Source organism: Aggregatibacter sp. Marseille-P9115 (assembly GCF_920939465.1).
Taxonomy (GTDB): Bacteria; Pseudomonadota; Gammaproteobacteria; order Enterobacterales; family Pasteurellaceae; genus Aggregatibacter; species Aggregatibacter segnis_B.
This window is the reverse complement of sequence record NZ_OV100759.1, coordinates 1,455,746-1,479,121: the sequence shown is the minus strand read 5'-3', so window position 1 is coordinate 1,479,121 and position 23,376 is coordinate 1,455,746. Positions and strand designations below refer to the sequence as shown.

Annotated in this window: 21 protein-coding genes and 1 pseudogene; 12 read left to right on the top strand and 10 right to left on the bottom strand. The window is 42.9% G+C overall.

Annotation, left to right across the window (positions count from 1 at the left end; genetic code table 11):
* Positions 1 to 4: 4 nt before the first annotated feature.
* Together ribF and murJ are read right to left on the bottom strand one after the other, a co-directional pair.
* Complete coding sequence (gene ribF, locus LQ983_RS07100; RefSeq protein ID WP_230622164.1) at positions 5 to 943, bottom strand: bifunctional riboflavin kinase/FAD synthetase; 939 nt, start codon at positions 941 to 943, stop codon at positions 5 to 7.
* A gap of 81 nt (positions 944 to 1,024) precedes the next feature.
* Positions 1,025 to 2,602 (bottom strand): murein biosynthesis integral membrane protein MurJ, encoded by a 1,578-nt coding sequence (gene murJ / locus LQ983_RS07095; RefSeq protein WP_230622163.1) that lies wholly within the window; start codon positions 2,600 to 2,602, stop codon positions 1,025 to 1,027.
* Positions 2,603 to 2,870: 268 nt separating this feature from the next.
* On the opposite strand from murJ, the gene rpsT reads away from it, so the two are divergent.
* Positions 2,871 to 3,134 (top strand): 30S ribosomal protein S20, encoded by a 264-nt coding sequence (rpsT, locus tag LQ983_RS07090; protein WP_005548279.1) that lies wholly within the window; start codon positions 2,871 to 2,873, stop codon positions 3,132 to 3,134.
* A gap of 110 nt (positions 3,135 to 3,244) precedes the next feature.
* Here the strand turns inward: rpsT and LQ983_RS07085 are convergent, their stop codons facing one another.
* A complete protein-coding gene (locus LQ983_RS07085; protein WP_230622162.1) occupies positions 3,245 to 3,925 on the bottom strand; it encodes a YtjB family periplasmic protein in 681 nt (226 codons plus the stop codon).
* Between the two features lie 75 nt (positions 3,926 to 4,000).
* Between LQ983_RS07085 and serB the strand changes: the two genes are divergently transcribed.
* From serB to LQ983_RS07060, 5 genes and pseudogenes are all read left to right on the top strand, one after another.
* Positions 4,001 to 4,945 (top strand): phosphoserine phosphatase, encoded by a 945-nt coding sequence (gene serB, locus LQ983_RS07080; RefSeq protein WP_230622161.1) that lies wholly within the window; start codon positions 4,001 to 4,003, stop codon positions 4,943 to 4,945.
* Positions 4,946 to 4,955: 10 nt separating this feature from the next.
* Complete coding sequence (locus tag LQ983_RS07075; protein ID WP_005701698.1) at positions 4,956 to 5,447, top strand: YajQ family cyclic di-GMP-binding protein; 492 nt, start codon at positions 4,956 to 4,958, stop codon at positions 5,445 to 5,447.
* A 120-nt stretch (positions 5,448 to 5,567) separates the two neighbouring features.
* Positions 5,568 to 6,152 (top strand): aminoacyl-tRNA hydrolase, encoded by a 585-nt coding sequence (gene pth / locus LQ983_RS07070; protein WP_230622160.1) that lies wholly within the window; start codon positions 5,568 to 5,570, stop codon positions 6,150 to 6,152.
* Between the two features lie 66 nt (positions 6,153 to 6,218).
* Positions 6,219 to 7,310, top strand: a complete 1,092-nt coding sequence (gene ychF / locus LQ983_RS07065; RefSeq protein ID WP_209363347.1) for a redox-regulated ATPase YchF — start codon at positions 6,219 to 6,221, stop codon at positions 7,308 to 7,310.
* Between the two features lie 72 nt (positions 7,311 to 7,382).
* Positions 7,383 to 9,247, top strand: a pseudogene (locus LQ983_RS07060) (acyltransferase family protein).
* 71 nt (positions 9,248 to 9,318) lie between these two features.
* Here the strand turns inward: LQ983_RS07060 and rmuC are convergent.
* Positions 9,319 to 10,926 (bottom strand): DNA recombination protein RmuC, encoded by a 1,608-nt coding sequence (gene rmuC, locus LQ983_RS07055; protein ID WP_230622159.1) that lies wholly within the window; start codon positions 10,924 to 10,926, stop codon positions 9,319 to 9,321.
* Positions 10,927 to 11,091: 165 nt separating this feature from the next.
* Between rmuC and LQ983_RS07050 the strand changes: the two genes are divergently transcribed.
* From LQ983_RS07050 to aroE, 3 genes are read left to right on the top strand one after another with little or no spacing between them, the layout of a single operon-like run.
* A complete protein-coding gene (locus LQ983_RS07050) occupies positions 11,092 to 11,640 on the top strand; it encodes a type I DNA topoisomerase (RefSeq protein ID WP_230622629.1) in 549 nt (182 codons plus the stop codon).
* 4 nt (positions 11,641 to 11,644) lie between these two features.
* A complete protein-coding gene (locus LQ983_RS07045) occupies positions 11,645 to 12,196 on the top strand; it encodes a Sua5/YciO/YrdC/YwlC family protein (protein ID WP_230622158.1) in 552 nt (183 codons plus the stop codon).
* 3 nt (positions 12,197 to 12,199) lie between these two features.
* The gene (gene aroE / locus LQ983_RS07040) at positions 12,200 to 13,000 is read left to right on the top strand and encodes a shikimate dehydrogenase (protein ID WP_370636651.1); all 801 of its coding nucleotides are present in this window, start codon (positions 12,200 to 12,202) and stop codon (positions 12,998 to 13,000) included.
* A 2-nt stretch (positions 13,001 to 13,002) separates the two neighbouring features.
* Here the strand turns inward: aroE and rarD are convergent, their stop codons facing one another.
* Positions 13,003 to 13,875, bottom strand: a complete 873-nt coding sequence (rarD, locus tag LQ983_RS07035; RefSeq protein ID WP_230622157.1) for an EamA family transporter RarD — start codon at positions 13,873 to 13,875, stop codon at positions 13,003 to 13,005.
* A 27-nt stretch (positions 13,876 to 13,902) separates the two neighbouring features.
* Positions 13,903 to 14,781, bottom strand: coding sequence for an HTH-type transcriptional activator IlvY (ilvY, locus tag LQ983_RS07030; RefSeq protein WP_230622156.1), 879 nt, complete (start codon positions 14,779 to 14,781; stop codon positions 13,903 to 13,905).
* A gap of 679 nt (positions 14,782 to 15,460) precedes the next feature.
* Here ilvY and ilvC point away from each other — a divergent pair.
* Positions 15,461 to 16,939 carry a ketol-acid reductoisomerase gene (gene ilvC, locus LQ983_RS07025; protein WP_230622155.1) on the top strand — a complete coding sequence of 493 codons (1,479 nt, stop codon included), beginning with the start codon at positions 15,461 to 15,463 and terminating at the stop codon, positions 16,937 to 16,939.
* A gap of 67 nt (positions 16,940 to 17,006) precedes the next feature.
* Positions 17,007 to 19,583, top strand: a complete 2,577-nt coding sequence (locus LQ983_RS07020; protein WP_230622154.1) for an autotransporter outer membrane beta-barrel domain-containing protein — start codon at positions 17,007 to 17,009, stop codon at positions 19,581 to 19,583.
* Between the two features lie 60 nt (positions 19,584 to 19,643).
* Here LQ983_RS07020 and LQ983_RS07015 read toward each other — a convergent pair whose 3' ends face one another.
* From LQ983_RS07015 to LQ983_RS07000, 4 genes are read right to left on the bottom strand one after another with little or no spacing between them, the layout of a single operon-like run.
* Entirely contained in the window at positions 19,644 to 20,498 is an 855-nt protein-coding gene (locus tag LQ983_RS07015) for a cysteine ABC transporter substrate-binding protein (protein WP_230622153.1), read from the bottom strand.
* Positions 20,482 to 21,246: an amino acid ABC transporter ATP-binding protein gene (locus LQ983_RS07010; RefSeq protein ID WP_230622152.1), complete on the bottom strand. Its 765-nt coding sequence runs from the start codon at positions 21,244 to 21,246 to the stop codon at positions 20,482 to 20,484. The genes LQ983_RS07015 and LQ983_RS07010 overlap by 17 nt, the downstream gene beginning before the upstream one ends.
* A 9-nt stretch (positions 21,247 to 21,255) precedes the next feature.
* On the bottom strand, positions 21,256 to 21,924 hold the full coding sequence (locus LQ983_RS07005; protein WP_230622151.1) for an amino acid ABC transporter permease: 669 nt from the start codon (positions 21,922 to 21,924) through the stop codon (positions 21,256 to 21,258).
* Complete coding sequence (locus LQ983_RS07000; protein ID WP_230622150.1) at positions 21,914 to 22,573, bottom strand: amino acid ABC transporter permease; 660 nt, start codon at positions 22,571 to 22,573, stop codon at positions 21,914 to 21,916. The genes LQ983_RS07005 and LQ983_RS07000 overlap by 11 nt, the downstream gene beginning before the upstream one ends.
* Positions 22,574 to 22,883: 310 nt before the next feature.
* On the opposite strand from LQ983_RS07000, the gene rpsL reads away from it, so the two are divergent.
* Positions 22,884 to 23,258: a 30S ribosomal protein S12 gene (rpsL, locus tag LQ983_RS06995; protein ID WP_111296831.1), complete on the top strand. Its 375-nt coding sequence runs from the start codon at positions 22,884 to 22,886 to the stop codon at positions 23,256 to 23,258.
* Positions 23,259 to 23,376: the final 118 nt, after the last annotated feature.

The following is a 23,376-nucleotide window of genomic DNA, read 5'->3' as shown; positions in this document are numbered from 1 at the left end:
TGTTCTATAAAGTGCGGTCAGTTTTGAAAACGTTTTTCGCCGTTTCTACATCCTTCGCAATTTGTGCTTTTAAATCGTCAAAAGAGGGAAATTTCATTTCATCGCGGATTTTATGACAGAGTTCTACATCTAACCATTGACCATAAAGATCGCCTTGAAAATCGAATAAATGCGCTTCTAATAGTTGATTCACACCATTGATGGTCGGGCGGGTGCCGATGTTCGCGACCCCATTAAAAAACGCACCGGATTTTAACCGCACTTTGACGGCATACACGCCTTTGGCCGGATTCACCTGACGATGCAAGCGAATATTCGCGGTCGGAAAGCCGATAGTGCGACCAAGCTCATTACCATGAATCACGCGCCCTAAAATTCGATAAGGACGTCCAAGTAATTTTTCCGCCAATGTTAAATCGTCGTTTGCCAACGCCTCGCGAATCGCTGTACTACTGATTCGCAACTCATCCAAGCAAAAGCTTCGGCTGTCTTCTACAGTAAAACCAAACTTTTCCCCAGCTTGTTGCAACAGCGCAAAATTACCTTGGCGTTTGGTACCAAATTTAAAATCATCACCAATGCTTAAAAACTTCACATTTAATTTGCGCACCAGCCAATCTTCAATAAATTGCTGCGCCGGTAAATCGGCAAAAGTGCGGTCGAATTTTGCCACAATCACCATGTCCACGCCTGCCTGTTTGAGATAACACAATTTATCGCGCAAACGCATCAAGCGCGCAGGCGCATTTTCGGTACAGAAATACTCGCGTGGCTGCGGTTCAAACAACATCACCACCATGGGTAAATGCAACTCATCGGCTTTTGTCCGCAAATGGCGCAAAATGGCTTGATGTCCCAAATGCACACCGTCAAAATTGCCGATAGTCAACGCGCAAGCGTGCAAATTTTGCGGTAAATTTCCCAAGCCACGAATCAGCTGCATTGTTAAATTTGTTCCATTTAATTTCAGTGAAAAAAGATTTCGGTATTATACGCATAAATTAAGGCGTCACAAAAGCGAATTTCATGCGGTGTGCACGCCCATCAAATCCCGTTTACGAATACCTAACAACACTAATATTCCACCATAAACCATTGCGGCAAAAACAATCAGCCATGCGAGCCAATGCACGCGGGTAAGAAAACTCATGGCATTCCATTCAATGAGTGTTGGGCTGTTATACCAAACCAATAGGCCCATCATAGCGGCGGCACAAAAAACTTTCAGAAAAAACACCGCACTTTGACGGCTAAAATGATAAACATCCGCTTTTACCAAACCACGATAAAGCAGATACGCGTTTAACGTTGCCGACATGGCAGAGGCTATCGCCAAGCCTACATAACTGAAAGGGATCGCTAACAAATTGAATGCCATGTTGCTCACCATGGCGATGATGCCGATTTTCACCGGCGTTTTGGTGTCTTGACGGGCGTAATAACCATTCGCCAAAATCTTGATTAACATGAAACTTAGAAGCCCTGCGTTAAAGCCCCAGAGGGAATAAGAGGCTGATTGCACATCGCTAAAAGTAAAACTGCCACGCATAAACAGCACCAACAACATAGGCTGAGCCAACACAGCGATACCAATCATTGCCGGCACGCCGAGCAATAAAATCATGCGAACGCCCCAATCCATTGTGTTACGAAAATCCACCGCACTTTTGTCGTTATCATCACGGTTCACATGGTGCCGAGCAAGGGTCGGCAAAATCACTGTAGAAATGGCGATACCGAACAACCCAAGAGGAAACTCTAACAAGCGGTCGGAATAATATAGCCAACTGATGGAGCCCGTCATTAAAAAACTGGCGATAAAGGTATCGAGGAGCAAGTTGATTTGGCTCACGGAAACACCGAATAAGGCGGGAATCATCAGCGTGCGGATTTTCTTCACGCCTTCGTCATGCCACGCCCATTTGGGTTTTACTAATAATTTGGCTTGATATAAGAAAGGCAGTTGAAACAGAAATTGTAATAACCCGCCGAGAAAGATCCCGATAGCCAAGCCTAAATCCGGATTTTCCAACTGCGGCGCCAGCCAAAGTGCGGTGGCAATCATGGCAATATTGAGCAACACCGGCGAGAACGACATCACGCCGAATTTGCCGATGGTATTGAGAATCGCACCGGACAGCGCAACAAAGGTCACAAACCATAAATAAGGAAAGGTGATTTTGAGCAATAACGAGGCTTGCGTGAATTTTTCCGCATTTGGCCCGTCATTCAGCCAATCCACAAACCAACCCGTGCCAAAAATGGCCGCGACCACTGGCGAGCCGATCATTGCCAATAACGTAACGACCGTGACCAAACCGCCCAACGTACCCGACACCTTGCCGATAAATTCACGGATTTTGGATAAATCACCGGATTTTTGATATTCCGCCAACACGGGCACAAACGCTTGTGAAAACGCCCCTTCGGCGAATAATCGGCGGAGGAAATTAGGAATGCGATTAGCGAACAAAAACACATCCGCCGCGGCACCGGCACCGATTAAATTGGCAATCACCACATCGCGTACCAAGCCTAATACGCGCGAAACAAGCGTCATGCCACTGACAATAATGCCGGATTTTAATAATCTTTTACTCAAAACGAATTACTCTGAATGATAAAATTTGCCTAATTGTATAGAAATTTCGTTTTTACGCTATATTCTAAGGGAAAAAACTGTTAAAATCCCGCGCACATCGTTTGGTGAGCCCATTTAGAAAGAGCTTGTTAAGTATAACGATGCCAACGTTCGGTTGTGTCTCACCGAAATCAACACAAAATTCCCGTTGACAAAAGTATAAGAAATCGGCATATTTACGCCCCTATTTTGTCACTATTAACTAACAGAAATTTTTAGGAGTTTGACCTTGGCTAATATCAAGTCAGCAAAAAAACGTGCGGTTCAATCTGAAAAACGCCGTCAACACAACGCAAGCCAACGCTCTATGATGCGTACTTACATCAAAAAAGTTTATGCTCAAGTAGCAGCGGGTGAGAAAGCAGCAGCTGAAGCAGCATTCGTTGAAATGCAAAAAGTTGTGGACAGAATGGCATCTAAAGGTTTAATCCACGCTAACAAAGCAGCCAACCACAAATCTAAATTAGCTGCTCAAATCAAAAAATTAGCATAATTATTGCTTAACTAATAAAGAGAAACCGCTCAAACGAGCGGTTTTTTTGTTTTTGTGTATTTTAATTTTTCTAAAAGAGAAAAAACGATCATAAAAACTACCGCACTTCCCTATCTCATTCGTCTCCGACGCTGATGAAACGCTTTACTCATAGATTGCGCTGTTTTATTACTGGGCGTAGGTGTTTTTTCCGCAACATGAACATACATGCGGCTACGGCGATAGTGGCTAAGGAAATAATGGAAACTACTGGCAAAAAGGATACCAACAAGGAAAACAATGACGATTTCGCCATATAATCGGTAAAAAATTTGATTGATTTTACTTTGGGTCGTTTGTCCGTATTTGGCATCAAAAGTGACACGTAAAAAGCCTTCCAGGCCGTTTGGGGAATAAATAGGTTCCACAATTTGCTGAGAATCCGCTTCCGTTTCTTCTTTATCCAAGCCCAACAAACTGCGTATATCTGACGAGTTGGTGCTTTGTGCTAATAATTCACCATTACGCGCATACACTGCCGCATCCAGTACAAATTCTTCTTTGGTGAAATTATCCAAATTTTCCACTAATCGTTCCGTTTTTGGGTTATTCACTAACAACATCGAAAATAGATTCGCTTGCTGGCGTGCTAATAAATGAGAAATATTGGCGACCTGATTTACACTGGCCAACTGGGAGCCAATTTTAAATTGTTTTACGCCAAATAAAATGATTGCCATGATGCCTACACATAACAAAATGATGCCGAGAAACATCATCACCTTAATCATTTTTTCTTTTGTTAAATGCAAGTTATTTTCCCCAAAGTTTAATAAGTAAGCTAGAATACAGTGCTTTTAAAAACCGCCACAATTTACAGGATTTTTATGCAAACACAAAATCTTAACGCCATTATGGCGCATTTTTCTGAACTTCCTGCGCCATTCATTGCTGACAAGCCCTATCATTCGGATCAGGCATTTATTCTCTATTCCGACAGCCTAAATCTCACAAAGTTACAAGCCTTTCAGCAAAAGTGCGGTGAAAATTTTTTGTGTTTTGCCGCGTGGAATGTGTTGCATAACACCGTGGTATTGCTCAAAGGTGAGTGGAAAGCAGAATGGATAGGCATTGCCCATGAATTATCACTGGATATTGCACCACTAAATTTTCACGCGAGTTTGGAGCAAGCAGGATTACTTGTGATGGACATGGATTCCACCGCCATCCAAATTGAATGTATCGATGAAATCGCCAAGCTTGCAGGCACCGGTGAGATGGTTTCCGCCATTACGGAGCGCGCCATGCGTGGCGAGCTCGATTTTAGCCAAAGTCTGCGCCAACGGGTTGCCACCTTAAAAGATGCGCCGGAAGGCATTTTGCAAGAGGTCAAACAGCATTTACCGCTGATGCCGGGATTAGTCGAAACAGTCAAAGAACTCAAAAATCACGGTTGGAAAGTGGCCATTGCTTCCGGTGGATTTACCTATTTTGCCGAAGTATTACAACAAAAACTCGGCTTAGATTTCATTGCCGCCAATCAATTCGAGATTATTGACGGCAAACTCACCGGCAACGTACAAGGCGCCATTGTGGATGCACAATACAAAGCGCAAACCTTACAACAGTTGGCACAACAATTTAACATTGCCACTGAAAACACCGTTGCCATCGGCGACGGCGCCAACGATCTCGCCATGATGCAAGTTGCTAATTTAGGCGTGGCTTATCACGCCAAACCAAAAGTACAACAATTGGCGCAAGTTATCGTCAATTTTACCGATTTAACCGCACTTTTATGTATTTTAAGTGCAAACGACAAAATGAAATAAGGAGAAAACCATGCCATCATTCGACATTGTTTCCGAAATCAGCGGACATGAAATCCGCAACGCCGTGGAAAACGCTAACCGCGAACTCACTAATCGTTGGGATTTCCGTAACGTACAAGCTGCGATCGAATTTAACGAAAAAAACGAAAGCATTAAAGTGAGCAGCGAATCGGATTTCCAAGTGGAGCAACTCATCGACATTTTACGTAACGCGTGCATTAAACGTAACATCGAATCTACTTCATTGGACATCCCTGCCGACTATGAACACAGTGGCAAAACCTACAGCAAAGAAATCAAGCTGAAACAAGGCATTGAAACCGACATGGCGAAAAAGATCACAAAGTTGATCAAAGACTCCAAAATCAAAGTCCAAAGCCAAATCCAAGGCGAGCAAGTCCGCGTTACCGGCAAATCTCGCGATGATTTACAAGCCGTGATTCAACTTGTCAAAACCGCCGAACTGGGGCAACCATTTCAATTCAATAATTTCCGCGATTAAAAACGCGTTCAAATACAACCGCACTTTAGATAATTAAAGTGCGGTTTCCTCTTCCCTTCATTGAGAAAAAACCGACTTTCCGCTACAATACGCCACTATTTTTATTCACGTAAACAGACTATGTCAGAAATTAAGTTAATTGTTGGACTTGGCAATCCCGGTGATAAATACGCAGATACCCGCCACAATGCCGGAGAATGGTTAATTGATCGTTTAGCGCGGCGGTTTAATGTCACATTAAATGCGGAAAATAAGTTTTTCGGGAAGGTGGGAAAAACGCTGATGAACGGCAAAGAAATCCGTTTTTTGGTGCCGACAACCTTTATGAATTTAAGCGGCAAAGCGGTAGGCGCATTGGCGAATTTTTATCGTATCAAACCCGAAGAAATTTTAGTCCTGCATGATGAGTTAGATTTACCACCCGGCAGCGTTAAACTGAAATTAGGCGGTGGGCATGGCGGGCACAACGGCTTAAAAGATATTGTCGCCGCATTGGGCAATAACAACAATTTTTATCGTCTGCGCATTGGGATCGGTCACCCGGGACACCGTGATTTAGTAGCAGGTTATGTATTAAACAAACCGTCACCCAGTGATCGCGAAGCACTAGAAAAAGCCTTGGATGAAGCGACAAGTTGCGTGGAACTGCTTTTCAAAGACGGCATCGTCAAAGCCACCAATCGGCTGAATAGTTTTAAAATTTAACCGAGAAGTGCGGTCAAAAACATCGTCAATTTCAACCGCACTTTTCTTCACCAATAAGGAAAAATTATGGGATTCAAATGTGGTATCGTGGGCCTACCAAATGTGGGCAAATCCACGCTTTTCAACGCCTTAACCAAAGCCGGCATTGAAGCGGCAAACTATCCGTTTTGCACCATCGAGCCAAATACCGGCGTGGTGCCAATGCCGGATCCGCGTTTAGACGCATTAGCGGAAATCGTTAAACCTGAACGCGTATTACCCACCACCATGGAATTTGTGGATATCGCAGGTTTGGTTGCCGGTGCAAGTAAAGGTGAAGGCCTGGGCAACAAATTCCTCGCCAATATCCGTGAAACGGACGCTATCGGCCATGTCGTACGTTGTTTTGAAAACGATGACATCGTACACGTTGCGGGAAAAATTGATCCATTAAATGATATTGAAACCATCAACACCGAACTGGCGTTAGCCGATTTAGACAGCTGTGAACGTGCGATTCAACGTTTACAAAAACGTGCTAAAGGCGGCGATAAAGACGCGAAATTCGAACTTTCCGTGATGGAAAAAATCTTACCGGTACTTTCTGAAGCGGGCATGATTCGTTCCGTGCCGTTAGACAAAGACGAGTTATTGGCAATCAAAAGCTACAATTTCTTAACCTTAAAACCGACCATGTACATTGCCAACGTGAACGAAGACGGTTTTGAAAATAATCCTTATCTCGACAAAGTCCGTGAATTTGCTGAAAAAGAAGGCTCTGTCGTGGTGCCGGTGTGTGCCGCCATCGAAGCGGAAATCGCTGAACTCGATGATGATGAAAAGCTCGAATTTTTACACGATCTCGGCATTGAAGAACCGGGCTTAAACCGTGTCATTCGTGCAGGCTACGCGCTTTTAAATCTACAAACTTACTTTACCGCCGGCGTAAAAGAAGTCCGCGCATGGACGGTTTCCGTGGGTGCGACCGCACCGAAAGCGGCTGCCGTCATCCATACCGACTTTGAAAAAGGCTTTATCCGCGCTGAAGTCATTGCCTACGAGGATTTCATCCAATTCAAAGGTGAAAACGGCGCCAAAGATGCCGGTAAATGGCGTTTAGAAGGGAAAGATTATATCGTGCAAGACGGCGATGTGATGCACTTCCGTTTCAACGTGTAAAACAGTCTAAAAATGAACCGCACTTTAAGACACTAAAGTGCGGTTTTTTTATCGCTTTTTTAAGGAATTTACATGTCTTCTTCAATTAAATATCGTGCTGAAATAGATGGACTTCGTGCCATTGCGGTCATTTCAGTGATCATCTATCACCTCAATACAAATTGGCTACCGGGTGGTTTTCTTGGCGTAGATATTTTCTTTGTTATTTCCGGCTTTCTCATTACCGGCATCATCATTAATGAGATTCAAGAAAATCGTTTCTCTTTTAAAGACTTCTATACCCGCCGTATAAAGCGAGTTTACCCGGCATTCATTGTGGTAATGGCCCTTGTGTCTTTCGTTGCTTCTGCATTATTTATCTATAATGATTTTAACCAACTCAGAAAGACCATTGAGCTTGCCGCTGTTTTTTCCTCTAACTTTTATTTAGGGTTTAAGCAAGGTTATTTTGACCTTAATGCGACAGAAAACCCTGTTTTACATATTTGGTCATTAGCCGTTGAGGAACAATACTACTTAATTTTCCCTTTGTTTTTATTATTTGTATATAAAAAAGCCGGGAATTTAAAATCTATAGGTTTACACTCATACTCTTTATCCTATTGTTATTAACCTCATTTATTCCTAACAATTTTTATAAAGATGTATTACATCAACCTAACACTTATTATCTTTCTAATTTACGCTTTCCGGAATTGCTTATTGGATCATTATTAGCCATTTATAATATTAATCCACCGGCAAATCATACTTTCAACAAAAAGCTGATTGGGAATTTCAGTTTTTTATTATTACTGGCTTGCCTATATTTTTATCATAACAAGTTAATCTTTATTCCCGGTGTAAATTTAGTTTTACCTTGTTTACTTGCCGCCCTTGTCATTTACACCACAACGCAAGATAGTATTGTCAAAAAACTGCTTTCCACAAAACCAATAGTATTTATTGGGAAAATATCTTATTCACTCTATTTATACCATTGGATATTTATCTCTTTTGCCTACTATATTACGGGCACCAAACAAATAGATAATCAAATTGTATTGTTAGTCACGGCGTTAACCGTACTTTTCTCTATCTTGAGTTATTACCTAGTTGAGCAGCCAATTAGAAAATCAAAATTAAGTTTCAAACAGGCATTCTTATATCTCTATGTGATTCCTTCTATTTTAGTAATTGGATATAACACCTATGAAAGAAAACAGATCAAAAATGAGAAAATACAAATCAATCAAGAAATATCATTAACAGATATAAATTCAACTCTTCCTGCAAAAATCTTAACGATTGGTGATTCTCATGCCGATCATTTAGCCTATTTTTTGAATCATGTTGGTGCACAAGAAGGCTGGAAAGCAGATATTTTGAATATAGGTATCGATTGCCTAGCATTGGTTAATAAAAACGGAGAAATTGCCCCAGAATGCCAATCATACTGGGATAAAATAGCCAAATATGATGTTATTTTTATTTCTGAATTTTATGATCTTCGAATGGAAGGGCAACTGGTTCCACGATTTGAAGCTGAGTCATTTCTAATACCTGATTTTGAAATCCGATTCAGAAAAATGGTGGAAAAACTCGCCGCAGTAAAACCTGTTTATGTTTTTGCCAATAACAGCTCGATTAACCGCTCCCCTATTCGAGGACATCTCCTCGCTAAATATGGGCTAGATAAATACCTCGAACCGATTCGTAGAATGGGCGATATTGATGCAAGTAATCAAATCATTCATGATTTAATTAAAGATATCCCGAATGCACATTGGGTTGATGCACAGCAATATCTTCCTAAAGACAGTGTGATGGCGGAAGGGAAATATCTCTATGGCGATCAAGACCATTTAACGAACTTTGGTGCTTACTATTTAGGGAAAGAATTCACCAAACACCAAAGATTGCTCTCCCCTGAACAAGTTGAAAAATTATATAAATAGTTCGATCTTGTAAGTATTTGTCGAATCTACCCTGTTAACAAAAAGTGCGGTTTTTCTACCGCACTTTTTTATTACTGTTGTTCTTTATTCAGCAACAACCGTTCTGTTTCAAAATTATGATGCAGCGGTTCGATATCGGGCATGGTTTTATTGGCTTTGGCAGAGAGTGCTTTAAAGCGTTCCACTTTGCCTATTAACCCCTGTTGCCCCACTAACGCAGTAACAGCGCTGTTGTAGTGCGAACTGACAGTAGAAAGGCTATTCCCCACTTTCGCCAAACGCTCTGCGAGTAGGCAAATTTGGTTGTAAATCTCACCGGCTTTTTCGCTGATTTCACGCGCTTCCGCATTACCGCGCTCCATCCGCCACAGGTTCGCCACCGTGCGTAAAATCGGCATCAGCGTGGTGTATGACACCATAATGACGTTTTTATCATAACCATAACCGAACAAACTCGGGTCCATTTTTAAGGCTTCAATGTAAGCCGGTTCCACGGCAATAAACATCAACACGAAATTCGGGCTACGTACACCGATAAGGTTGCTGTAATCTTTGCGAGATAAGTCGTCGATGTGATTACGCAATGCCTTAATGTGCTCGCGCAGAAATGCCTGACGTTCGATTTCATCTTCAGCACTGACCGCACTTTCATAGGCGTTAAGCGACATTTTGCTGTCGATAATCAAATGTTTCTCATCCGGTAGGTTAAGAATAAAGTCGGGATAATTGCGCTTGCCCTCTTCGTTTTTGAAATGCGCCTGTGCGGTGTAATGTTCATCTTCCACCAAGCCGGCAGATTGCAACGCCCGCTCCAACTGCATTTCCCCCCAGTTACCAAGGGTTTTCTTTTCCCCTTTCAGAGCGGAAGTCAAATTGTTCGCTTGTTGTGACATACTCAAACCGATTTCCAACACTTTCTTAATTTCCGCTTCCAAGCCCGCGTTGCCTTTGAGGGATTCCGAATGAATTTCATTCACCCGTTTTTGGAAGCTCTCAATTTGCTCACGGAATGGCTTTAACAAGCTGTCCATGGACGCTTGGTTCGTTTGCTGAAAACGCTGGCTTTTTTCTTCCAAAATACGATTGGCGAGGTTTTGAAATTCCGTATTGAGCTGCTGTTTGGTTTGCTCAACACGTTGTTGCTGCTCAACAAAATGCTTTTCTTTTTCCGTTAACGTGGTTTTCAGTTCCGCCAGTTCCTGCGAAAGTGCGGTGTGTTTTTCCGTTAAATTTGTCAGCAATTCTTCTTTGCGGACAATCTGCGCTTGGCTTTGCGCAAGTTGTCCGCGCAAGCTGTCCGCCTGTGCCGATGCCACACCAAAACGTTCTTTCAACGTCGTTATTTGTTCTGCGATGGCGGAATGACGCGCCTGTTCTTCATTCAGTTCCGTTTGCAGATACTGTACTTTTTCATCCCGTTCGTTTAAGCGAATTTGTAGCCCATCCGCCGTGGTTTGCGCTTTCACTACCTCTTGTTCTAATTGATTTTTACGGGCAGTAACGGCATCAAATTTTTCTAATAAACGATTAAAATCCTCAATGTTTTTATTTAAATCCTGTTGTAATTCAACGCTATCCCGTTTCCGGCGTGCGCTGATAAAAAGCAAAATAAGGCAAAGCACACCCAATGCAACGCAAACGCCCAATAACACATTTAAATCAATATCCAATGCAAACATATTCCCTCCTAATATTGGGCGTTAGTATAAAGGAAATCCGCAGCCTTTGCCGACCTTTTGCTTTTTCATTTCGTGGGTGGCAAAAGGCGCAAAACTTGCGGTAGAATGGCGCTTGAAGCGTTTTAATATTTGTCGAGAAAAATCACCGCACTTTTAGGGCATGCCATGAACCAACCTTTATTTCAACATACCAAACACGAGGAACACTGCCCGCAGTGCGGTGCGTTGTTGCAAATAAAACAGGGCAAAAAAGGGCTATTTCTCGGCTGTTCTGCCTATCCGCAATGTGATTATTTAAAGCCGTTACAGGCTTCCAACGAAGTAAAAACCCTTAAAATATTGGAACAAACTTGCCCTCAATGTGGCCATTTATTGGCGTTAAAACAAGGGCATTTCGGCATGTTTATCGGTTGTAGCAATTACCCCAACTGTCATTTTGTGGTGCATGAGGAAGAAGAAGAGGAAACGGAAGAACACGTACCTTGCCCGGAATGTCAAGAAGGGCAGTTAGTGGCGCGGCGTGGACGTGCCGGCAAGCTATTTTACGCCTGCAACCGTTTTCCGCATTGTAAGTTTTCCGTGCCAACTAAACCCTATTTAGTGGATTGCCCGCAATGCCATGGCAATTTAGCCTTATTAAAAAAACAACAGGGCGAACAACGCACTTGGCAATGTGTGAATAAAACCTGCCGCCATATTTTTACGACCGAGTAACCTCATGAATTTACAAGAGATTGTTAACCATTTAAAAAATCAGCAAGTTGTCGCTTACCCCACCGAGGCGGTTTTCGGCTTAGGTTGTAATCCAAACAGCCAAAGTGCGGTGGAAAATTTACTTGTTTTAAAACAGCGCCCGATGTCAAAAGGGCTGATTTTAATTGCGCCGAGCACGGATTTTTTGTTGCCTTTTATGGATGAAAGCCGTTTGATGGAAGAACATTGGCAACGCTTAACCACGCAATATGATCGGCCAACGACATGGGTCGTGCCGGCAAAAACAACGACACCCAAATTTCTTACCGGCGATTTTAACAGCATTGCGGTGCGCATCAGCCAACACCCTGCCGTTAAGCTGTTATGCGAACAGGCGGGCTTTGCTCTCACCTCCACCAGCGCCAACTTAACCGGACAGCCGCCTTGCCGCACGGCACAAGAGGTGAAACAACAATTCGGCACGGATTTTCCGGTGCTGGATATGCTTGTGGGCGGCGCAGTGAATCCGTCCGAAATTCGCGACATTTTCACCAACCAAGTTTTTCGTCAAGGATAAATCATGTTATATGCCGTTTGGGGCAACCCGATTGCTCAAAGCAAATCGCCGCAAATTCACCGCATTTTTGCCGAACAAACCGCACAAGACGTACAATACGACGCCATGTTAGGCGACGAACAGGATTTTGAACGGCAATTATCGGCATTTTTTGCGCAGGGTGCGGCGGGATGTAATATCACCTCGCCTTTCAAAGAACGGGCGTTCAAGCTGGCAGATGCACACAGTGAGCGTTGTCTGATGGCGGAAGCCTGCAATACGTTGAAAAAATTAGACGACGGCACGCTGTATGCGGACAATACTGACGGCGCAGGATTGGTGACGGATTTGCAACGATTGAATTGGCTTAAACCGAATCAAACCCTACTCATTTTAGGTGCAGGCGGTGCCACGAAAGGCGTGTTGTTACCGCTTTTACATACACAGCAAAACATTGTGATAGCCAACCGCACTTTAGCCAAAGCGCAACAGTTGGCAGAGAAATTTTCGTCTTACGGCAACATTCGTGCCGTGGAACTGAGTCAACTTCCCGCGCAATCCTTTGATGTGATTATCAATGCGACCTCCTCAGGTCTGCATGGTGGCACAGTAGCGATTAACGATGAGATTCTACGTGCAGCAAAAGCGGTTTACGACATGCAATATGATCGACAAAAAGATACACCATTTTTGGCACGCTGTCGTGCGTTAGGCGTGCAAAACCGATGTGATGGTTTCGGGATGTTATTGGCGCAAGCGGCGCATTCATTTTATTTATGGCGTGGCGTAATGCCGAACATTACGCCGTTATTTGAGCAGTTATAAAGCTATTGGCGCGTTTTCGCTTGTAGAATGCCATCCGTGATAATCAAGAGCATGGCAAGGACCAAACAAATAAACAGCGGATAACTTTGCGCATCAATTTCTTCGCCGATTAACAAAGAAACCCCCACCATCAAGCAAGGCTCCACATAACCAAGTAAGCCCAACAGATTCATCGGTAAATGATTGCTGGCAAGAATGTAAGAATTGAGTGCAGTACCACTAATTAAGCCGAGCAGTAGCAACAAGACCAAAATATTCGGATTACTTTGTTGTACTTGGGCAATATCCACTTGCCAGGCGAAGTAAATACAAAATGGCAAGAGGGTCAACATTTCTAAGAAAAATGCCGCAAGATCGGTCATTTTCCACATTCGACGTACCACAAAGTAAGTGGTATATCCCACGCAAATTACCAACGCTTCCCAAGAAATTTCCCCTTTTAAGACGATGTTGGAAATGACCCCTACGGCAGCAATCAATACGGCTAAAAACTTAATGCGTGAAATCCGTTCTTTAAAAATAATTCGCGCTGCCGCCACCATCACTAAAGGCAGCAATAAATAACCGAAAGAAACGCTCAACGAGCTACCATTATTAGGTGCCCACAAAAATAGCCACATTTGAAAGCCCATTAACGCACCGGTAAAGAGAAAAGCCAAGGCGAAGTGCGGTTGTCTTTGAATGCGTTTTAAATGGGCAATCAACGCCATTTTTTGTTTAAACAAAAACACAGCCGCCGCCACAAAAGGCAGGGTAAATACAATGCGATAACCGAAAATATCGGTGCCGCTCAAAGGCAACAGCAAGGTAGAAAAATAATACATGTAGCCGAATAGCAAAGAGGCAAATAATGAAAACGCAACGCCTTTTAGCATAAAAACTCCTTAAATGATGACCGCACTTTACGCTAATAACTGCCAAAATGCACGCACTAAAGGGCGCTCTAAGGCAGGTTTCAAGGCGCACACACCGAGTTCAAAAGGGGTAATTGGTTCCTCTAACTGCAAGGTAGAAATTTGGCTATTCAACGGACTGTTCTTAATCACCACATCGGGCAATAAGGCTAAACCACACCCGAGTGCCACCATGGACACAATGCCCTCATGTCCTGCCACGGTGCCATAGATTTTCGGGTGTTTAATGCCTTTTTGTTTAAACCATTCTTCGATCCGCTGTCGTGCCATACCATCTAAGGGCAAAATGAAGGGAACCTGCTGCCAATTGATGGGATCTTGCTGCAATAACTGTGTCGCCGAACATGCCACACGAGGCGCAATCATCGACAACGCAATATCATCGATATAATGAAATGTCACCGCACTCGGCAATACCGGCGGTTTCCCCGCCAACGCCAAATCTACCTGCTGCGCCTGCACCAAATGTACCGCCTGCGCTGGATCACCTGTGGTCAGTTGAATTTCCACTTTCGGATAATGTGCACGGAATTTCTCCAAAATCCCCGGCAAATGGCTATACGCCGCCGTCACCGAGCAATACAGCTTGAGCTCCCCGCTAAGCTCTTCCTCTTGGGTATGTAACTGCTGTTGAAACAGCATCCAATTCTGCCATTGTTGCTGTGCAAACGCCAAAAACGCCTCACCATTCGGCGTTAACGACACCTGACGATTATCCCGCCACAAAAGCTGTTGCCCCAGTTCCTCTTCGATTTTTTGAATTTGGCGCGATAAGGTTGACGGCGACATGTGGTGCAACGCCGCCGTTTTGGCGAAGTTTTGAGTTTGGGTGAGGGTGATGAAGATTTTGAGATCATTAAAAGTCATGTTTTTAATCTTAAGTTAGGTTTCATTCTCAATTTCATTGAGAATGACCTACTTTTCTTTGCTTGTGCAAAGCAAAGTAGGCAAAAGAAAACACACCCCAGCTTCACCGCTTATCTTCACTCACTTGCAATTTTCTTTACGAAAATTTTCGAACTCGCCTCCAGCGGCTCAGACAAACGAAAATTTCCTAAAAATTGCAAATCGCTCAGGCGGTTCAGATGGGGACCCCATTTTATTCGAGCACTACTTAAAGTGTATTATGTCAATAGATTCAAAAGTGTGGTCATTTCTAAAAATGTTTTTTGAAATAAAAAATATCTAAAAATTCAACCGCACTTTTTAAAAAAACAAATTATTTCCTCCGTGTAAGACGCCCTTATGGAAATGCAATTTTTAGCTAAATTTCGCTTTGTTTGAGCGAAGCGAGTTCGAAATTTAGCGTGAAAAAAATTGCATTGGAATAAGGATAAGCGGCTTAGTCGGAGTGCCTTTTTCTTTGCCTTCTTTCTTTTGGGCAAGCAAAAGAAAGAAGGTCGCCATCGGCGAAACCGATTCCTCTAAATGCAGGTAATTGCAAAAACCGCAACACACAATCCCAATAATATCACTTTACGCAATACCAAAACACCCTATAATCACCCAAACCTAAACAAACACTCCCACACAAAAGGAAAACATCATGGCTAATTATTTCAATACCTTAAACTTACGCCAACAATTAGACCAACTCGGTCGTTGCCGTTTTATGGATCGCAGTGAGTTCGCAACGGAAGCGGATTTTTTGAAAGGCAAAAAAATCGTTATCGTCGGTTGCGGTGCGCAAGGGTTAAACCAAGGGTTAAATATGCGTGATTCAGGTCTAGACATCAGCTACGCATTACGTCCCGAAGCCATCGCAGAAAAACGTGCGTCATTCCAACGTGCCAGTGAAAATGGCTTTAAAGTGGGCACTTATGAAGAACTGATTCCAACCGCCGATTTAGTGATTAACCTCACCCCGGACAAACAACACTCCAAAGTGGTTGCGGATGTCATGCCGTTAATGAAAAAAGGCGCGGCATTGGGCTATTCCCACGGTCTAAACATTGTTGAAGTGGGCGAGCAAATCCGTCCTGACATCACTGTCGTGATGGTGGCACCAAAATGCCCGGGTACAGAAGTTCGTGAAGAATACAAACGTGGTTTTGGTGTGCCGACGTTAATCGCCGTGCACCCTGAAAATGACCCGCAAGGCGAAGGTTTAGAAATTGCCAAAGCTTGGGCGGCTGCAACCGGTGGTCATCGTGCAGGCGTGTTGGAATCTTCTTTCGTGGCGGAAGTTAAATCCGACTTAATGGGTGAGCAAACCATCCTTTGCGGTATGTTGCAAGCCGGTTCTATCATTTGCTACGACAAATTAGTGGCTGACGGCAAAGATCCGGCCTATGCAGGCAAATTAGTGCAATACGGTTGGGAAACCATCACTGAAGCCTTAAAACAAGGCGGTATCACGTTGATGATGGATCGCTTGTCCAACAGCGCAAAATTGCGTGCATTCGAGTTAGCGGAACAAATCAAAGAAGAATTGGCGTTCTTATTTGCCAAACACATGGACGATATCATCAGCGGCGAATTCTCTCGTGTGATGATGGAAGACTGGGCAAACGGTGATGCCAACCTCTTAAAATGGCGTGAAGAAACCGGCAAAATCGCTTTTGAAAACGCACCGAAATATGAGGGCAAAATCAGCGAGCAAGAATATTTCGACCATGGTGTGTTAATGATTGCGATGGTGAAAGCCGGTGTTGAATTGGCATTCGATACCATGGTGGCCAGCGGCATTTACGAAGAATCCGCTTACTACGAATCCTTACACGAATTGCCGTTAATCGCCAACACCATCGCGCGTAAACGTTTATATGAAATGAACGTGGTGATTTCCGACACGGCTGAGTATGGTAACTACTTATTCGCTAACGTTGCCGGTCCGATTATGCAAAAAGCATTGGTGCCGACTTTACGCAAAGGCGATATCGGTGAACCAACACCAAGCGTGGAAATCGACAATATCACCTTACGCGATGTGAACGATGAAATCCGCAATCATCCGGTAGAATTAATCGGTCAAGAATTGCGTGGTTACATGAAAGATATGAAACGCGTGTCATTGCAAGGTTAATCAAATATCATTATATTAAGCCGATTTTTTAAATCGGCTTTTTTATATGAAAAATTAAGGAATCAGTATGAAAAACAATAAAAAATTTAACCGCACTTTTCAGTTAAGTTTGGTTGCAACAACATTAAGTTTAGCAAATTTGGGATGGGCAACGGATCTCACTTGTAATACAACAACAGGTTGTAAATATATTCAAGGACCCGGCAATACGTGGAATATCAACGGTACAACGACTCAATTAACTGATGCTGTAAATGTCACCGTTGAAGCCGGAAATTACCAAAACAAAGCAAAAACAGAAACAGGTGCCAGTACTAGCCTAGGCCGACCAAGTCAATCATCTGATGCTTTATTTCATATTTTCGATCTAACAAAACAAGATAATGTCATTACACTAAAATCAGGCGTTAAAGCAACGCTTAAAGAAGATTATACGTCCAGCCAATTAGTTCATGTCAATGGTGCAACAGCAAATTTAGAACAGGGTGTAAAACTCACCGTTGACAAAAACTATTCTCAAATTCACAACATTCCTGATGCTAATGGTCATTTTGATGGCAATGCTGCCATTGAATCCCGTAATGCAAAAATCAATACTCAAGCAGATATTGAACTCAACAATGACGGCTCAAATGCAATTGAATCGCAAGAAACGTCTATCATTAATTCGTCTAACCATAAAATCACCATGAATGGTGAAAACAACGGGGCATACACGCTTTTCGGAAAAGACATTGTAAATATTGAAAACGTCACTATTACTGGAAATAAAGATTTACAATCTGTTTTTGATATTGGAAATGATCGCACTGAAGAACAAATCATCGATGCTAAAAAGTTAAACGCTACAGTAAACGATAAAAGTATCTTCATGAACCTCCATGAGAGCGGCACACAGACGGTTACCTTAAGCGATTCTAAGATTAAAGCCGGTTATGGATTGCTTGCTGTACCGTTTGGGGACGAACATACCGTTACTCTGAACTTACATAACACCGAATTAAATACCACTCGAGCACTTATTTCCATCAATGATCCGAATTTCCCACTTGATGAGGAAGACGAGGAAGAAATTGATGCCAATGCAGCAAGCACGTTCCATTTGCACCTTAGTGCTGATAACAACTCAAAACTGAGTGGCGCAATTATTGAAAACCCACAAAGACCGGCAAAAACTGAAGTAAACGTCACATTAGCCAACAGCCAGTGGCGTTTTAATCAATCAAGTATTCTTCATCATTTGAATACGCAAAATTCAACGGTCAAATTTGAACCGACATCGGAATATAAAACGTTAACGATTAAAGGTGATCTTTCCGGCTCCACCACCTTTGATATCAACACCAATATCGCTGAAAACAAAGCCGATAAAATCATCGTGAAAGGAAAAGCGGAAGGTGATCATAACCTTAATGTGACGGATCACGGCGCGCATGTGGCAAACGGTAAAGTGACCTTAGTTGAAACCAATAGCGGCAATGCAAAATTTCACTTAGCGAATGCTAATGGTTATGTGGCGCTCGGTGCTTATAAATACTTTTTAACCACTGAAGGAAAAAATTGGGTGCTAGCGCACTCACAAAGCGCAGTCACACCACAACCACAACCACAACCACAACCACAGCCACAGCCACAGCCACAGCCACAGCCACAGCCACAGCCACAGCCACAGCCACAGCCACAGCCACAGCCACAGCCACAGCCACAGCCACAGCCACAGCCACAGCCACAGCCACAGCCACAGCCAAGTATTACACCATCTTTACCGGTGACAGCACAACTACTTGAGCGCGCAAACGCACAAGTGTCTCTTCGCCAAGCGGAATTACTGATGGTCGAAAATGAATTGAACGGCATTCACCAACGTTTAGGTGAAATCAGAACTGGTGAAAAAGGCAATATTTGGGTGAGAAACGTCAATTCACATCAAAAACTCACTGCACTTTCCACGGGCGAAAGTCAAACGTCGGGCTTTAAGCAAAACGTACATAGCTTACAAATTGGTGCGGATGCAGCAGCGACGGATAAGGTGCGTTTAGGCGGATTTGTCGGACACAGCCAAGCCAATATTGACTTCAACAATCATTACGGCAACGGAAAAGTGAAAGGACAAGCCATTGGGGTTTACGGGACTTACATGGCTGACAACGGTGTCTATTTAGATAACATCGCGCAATATAGTCGCTTAACCGCAAACTCAAATCATACGGAAAAACACCGTTACAACGCTTACACGTTAAGCAGTGAAATCGGCAAACAATTCCAACTAGCCGGTGCATGGACCGTGACTCCACAAGCGCAATTGGCTTGGACGCATATTAACGGTAAAGAAAAAGAAGATAGCTTATCTGCCATTTCTTCTCGAATCGGTTTACGCCTTGCCAAAACCTTCGAGTTGAGCCAAGGATGGAAACTTCAACCTTATGCCGAAGCGAATGCGATCACGACACGCCTCCGCCACAGCGACATTAACTACAATGGTAGCCAACTCAATGTAGAAAGTTATCGCGGTCGGTGTATAAGTGCGGTCGGTTTTAACGCCGGTTTTGGCAATCATCGAATGGGGTTAGAAATGAATCGCGCTGATGGCAAACACATCAAGCAGCCATTTGGCGTACAAGCCGTCTATCGCTTCCAATGGTAGTTTAAAATAAATAAAAAATGCGCTTAGTTTTAAGCGCATTTTTCTTTTTATTAATGTTGATTATTTATACTCGACCACCACATCTGCTTCTGTAATGGCATCGCCATAAATAGGCTTTAAGGTTTTTTCGTAGGCTTGTTTTAACACGCCTTGTTTGCCCAATTTTTCAATTTCGGCATTTAACCAATTTAATAATTCAACATCCCCTTTTTTTACTGCCGGCGCAATAAAATCCTGATCACCTAAGTTTTTCACGCCTACCGTAAAGCCCGAATTTTCTTTCGCCCACGCGAACAATAATGTGTTGTCATGAGCAAGCGCATCGCCACGACCGTCACGTAAAGCTTCGAAGGTTTCGGTATTTTGCTCAAATTTCAACAGCTTGATGTCAGGATAATTTTTAGTGAAATAAGCGTCTGCCGTAGTACCTTTATTGATTAATAAGGTTTTACCTTTTAATTGATTTACATCGGTAATCACTGCGCCATCTTTCGAGACCACACCTAATGCCACTTTCATGTAAGGTTTAGCAAAATCAACTACTTCTGCACGCGCTGGGGTGACAGTGAAATTAGCAAGAATAATATCCACTTTATTGGAAGTAAGATATTCCACGCGGTTGGCAGCTTCAACTAACACATATTCCGCTTTATTTTCATCGCCCAATAAATCTTTGGTGATAGCTTTGGCGATTTCCACGTCAAATCCTTGGCTTTTGCCTTGACTGTCCACATAGCCGAATGGCGGTTTGTCGCTAAAGACACCGATACGCACTTTGCCGGCTTGTTTGAGTTGCTCAATCGTTGACGAGGTCGCCGATTCCGTTTTGCCTTCTTTATCGTTGCAGGCAGTTAAGCCCATTGCCAATAATGCGGTGGCGAAAAGTGCGGTCACTTTTTTAAATGTTTTGTTCATAGTTAACTCCTCTTGGTTCGTAATTTAAAATGTTAAGAAAGGTTTTCGCACGGTCGGTTTGCGGGTTGGTGAAGAAATCTGATGGCGAAGTCTGTTCAACGATTTGTCCTTTATCCATAAACACAATACGGTTCGCCACTTGACGGGCAAAGGACATTTCATGGGTCACGATAAGCATCGTCATGCCGTCTTTCGCCAAGCCTAAAATCACATCCAACACTTCACGCACCATTTCTGGGTCAAGTGCGGCAGTGACTTCGTCAAACAGCATAATATCGGGGTTCATACACAAAGAACGCACAATGGCGATGCGTTGTTTCTGTCCACCCGATAACTCGCGCGGATAGGCATTTTTGCGTTCAAACAGCCCGACCCGTTTCAACAACATATCGGCTTGTGCTTCCACTTCGGCACGTTGGCGTTTCTGCACTTTGAGCGGACCAAGCAAAATATTGTCAATGACCGACATATGCGGAAATAATTCGTAACTTTGGAACACCATGCCAATATGTTGACGGGCCTTCACCCAAGGCAAGTCTTTACCCAACGCGCCTTCATTTTGCAAAATTAATTGACCGCTCTTTATCTCCTCTAAGCCGTTAATACAACGTAAGAGCGTACTTTTACCGCAGCCGGATGGGCCTAAAATTACCACCACCTCGCCTTTTTTAACGGATAAACTGATATCGTTTAATGCGAGGGTCTCGCCGTAATATTTCACTAAATTTTTAATTTCTAATAAGGGCATACACACCTTCTATTTTTCCCAATAAGTTTCCAAATAACGCGAAAGTAAGGATAACGGATAGCAAATTGCAAAATATAACAAGAAAATCACGCCATAAATCCACAAAGCGGCAGAGGGCTCGGTGAATAAGGAAGTCTCAATAATCTGTTGTCCCACTTTGATGACCTCCAATACACCGATTAACATGGCAAGAGAGCTGGTTTTCACCATGCGGGTAAATAAGTTGATCGCACTTGGTGTGACACGTTTTAAACTTTGTGGCAATAAAATATAACGAAAAGTCTGTAGCGACGTTAAACCTAACGCGTGGGCGGATTCTACTTGATGTTTTTCAATAGAAGTTAATGCGCCCCGCACCAAATCGCCCATTTCTGCCGTGCCCCAAAAAATAAAGACCAAAATACATACGGCAACGCCATCAATATGCGTATTGAACCATTTCGCCACGCCAAAATAGGTAATAAAAAGTAAGACTAACAAAGGAATAATGCGGACAAATTCCAAATAAAAGCGGCAAAGGGCGCGAATGACCCGGTTCTTGTTTGTCATTAATAAACCGAGAATTACACCAAGAACACAAGCGAAAAAAACAGAAACAAAGGCAATTTTGGCCGTCACCCATAATCCGCCCAGTAATCGCTCAAAGTTGCTCCCTTCAAATAACACATTAAGCCCCATATTTTGCTCTCCGTGTACGGCGTTCCAAATATGCAACAAATAAAGACACCGGCAATAAAATCATTAAATAAAATACGACCAATAAAAATAGAGCTTCATTCGTTTTGTAATCCATGCCAATAATTTCCTTTGCCATAAACATCAGCTCAGCAATGGCAATCGCACTCACCACGGAAGTTTCTTTCATTAAAAATAAGCAATTAGCGCCAATGGCCGGCGTGGCGATAGCAAAGGCTTGAGGGAATAATACGTAACGAAAAGCCTGTACTGGAGTCAATCCTAAACTTAAAGCAGATTCCAACTGTCCACGCGAAATGGCTTCCAAGCCGCCTCGAATAGCTTCCGCCATATAACTGCCGCCTAAAAAGACCAAACTGATGATGGCGCAAGTAAAGCCATCCAGTTTTAACCCGACTTTAGATAAGCCAAAATACAAAAAGAAAATCTGAATTAATAAAGGTGTATTGCGGGAAAGTTCGATATAAAACTTCACCACGGGATTGAGAATCCTAATTTTGTAAGTTGTAACTACTGCACAGAAGAAACCGACTAAAAGTGATAGCACAATTGCCCAGAAAGAAAGTTCTAAAGTAATAAATGTTGCATCAACAAATCTAGGGGTGACATTCCAAATATACTGCCAGTTCATGACCATTCCCAAATACGTAAGCGTTTACGTATTATAAAAATAAGATAATTTCAGAGGGAAAGATCGAATTTGTATATCTTATAACCTAAAGAAATTTACCCTTCTTTTTTTATAGTATGAATCATGGCTCACAGTGCAGTCGGTTTTTTCCATATTTTTCGGCTTTTATATATATGCAATAACGAGATTGCGACATTAGAATAAGTTGACAGCCTACGCTTTGAAGATTAAAATCTGCGGTCTGTTCTTGTATGGACAGATTTGTAAAACAACATTCTTTAATGAATTTTTATTAAACTGGAGTTTTTTAATGGCAACAATCAACCAGCTAGTACGCAACCCGCGTGTGAAAAAGGTTGTAAAAAGTGGCGTTCCTGCATTAGAGGCTTGCCCGCAGAAACGTGGTGTATGCACCCGTGTGTACACAACTACACCTAAAAAACCGAACTCAGCATTACGTAAAGTATGCCGTATTCGTTTAACCAATGGTTTCGAAGTAACCTCATACATCGGCGGTGAAGGTCACAACCTTCAAGAGCACAGTGTTGTGCTTATCCGTGGCGGTCGTGTTAAAGACTTACCGGGTGTGCGTTATCACACCGTACGCGGCGCATTAGACTGCGCAGGCGTGAAAGATCGTAAACAAGGTCGTTCTAAATACGGCGTTAAACGTCCTAAAGCTTAATGGTTCTCCGTTAAGTAAGGCCAAACGCTAAATTAGTAAAACTTATTTAAATCGCAAACTCCAGTATCTAATTAGCCCCTTCAATAAAAGTGCGGTTAATTTTTATCGAGTTTTGGGA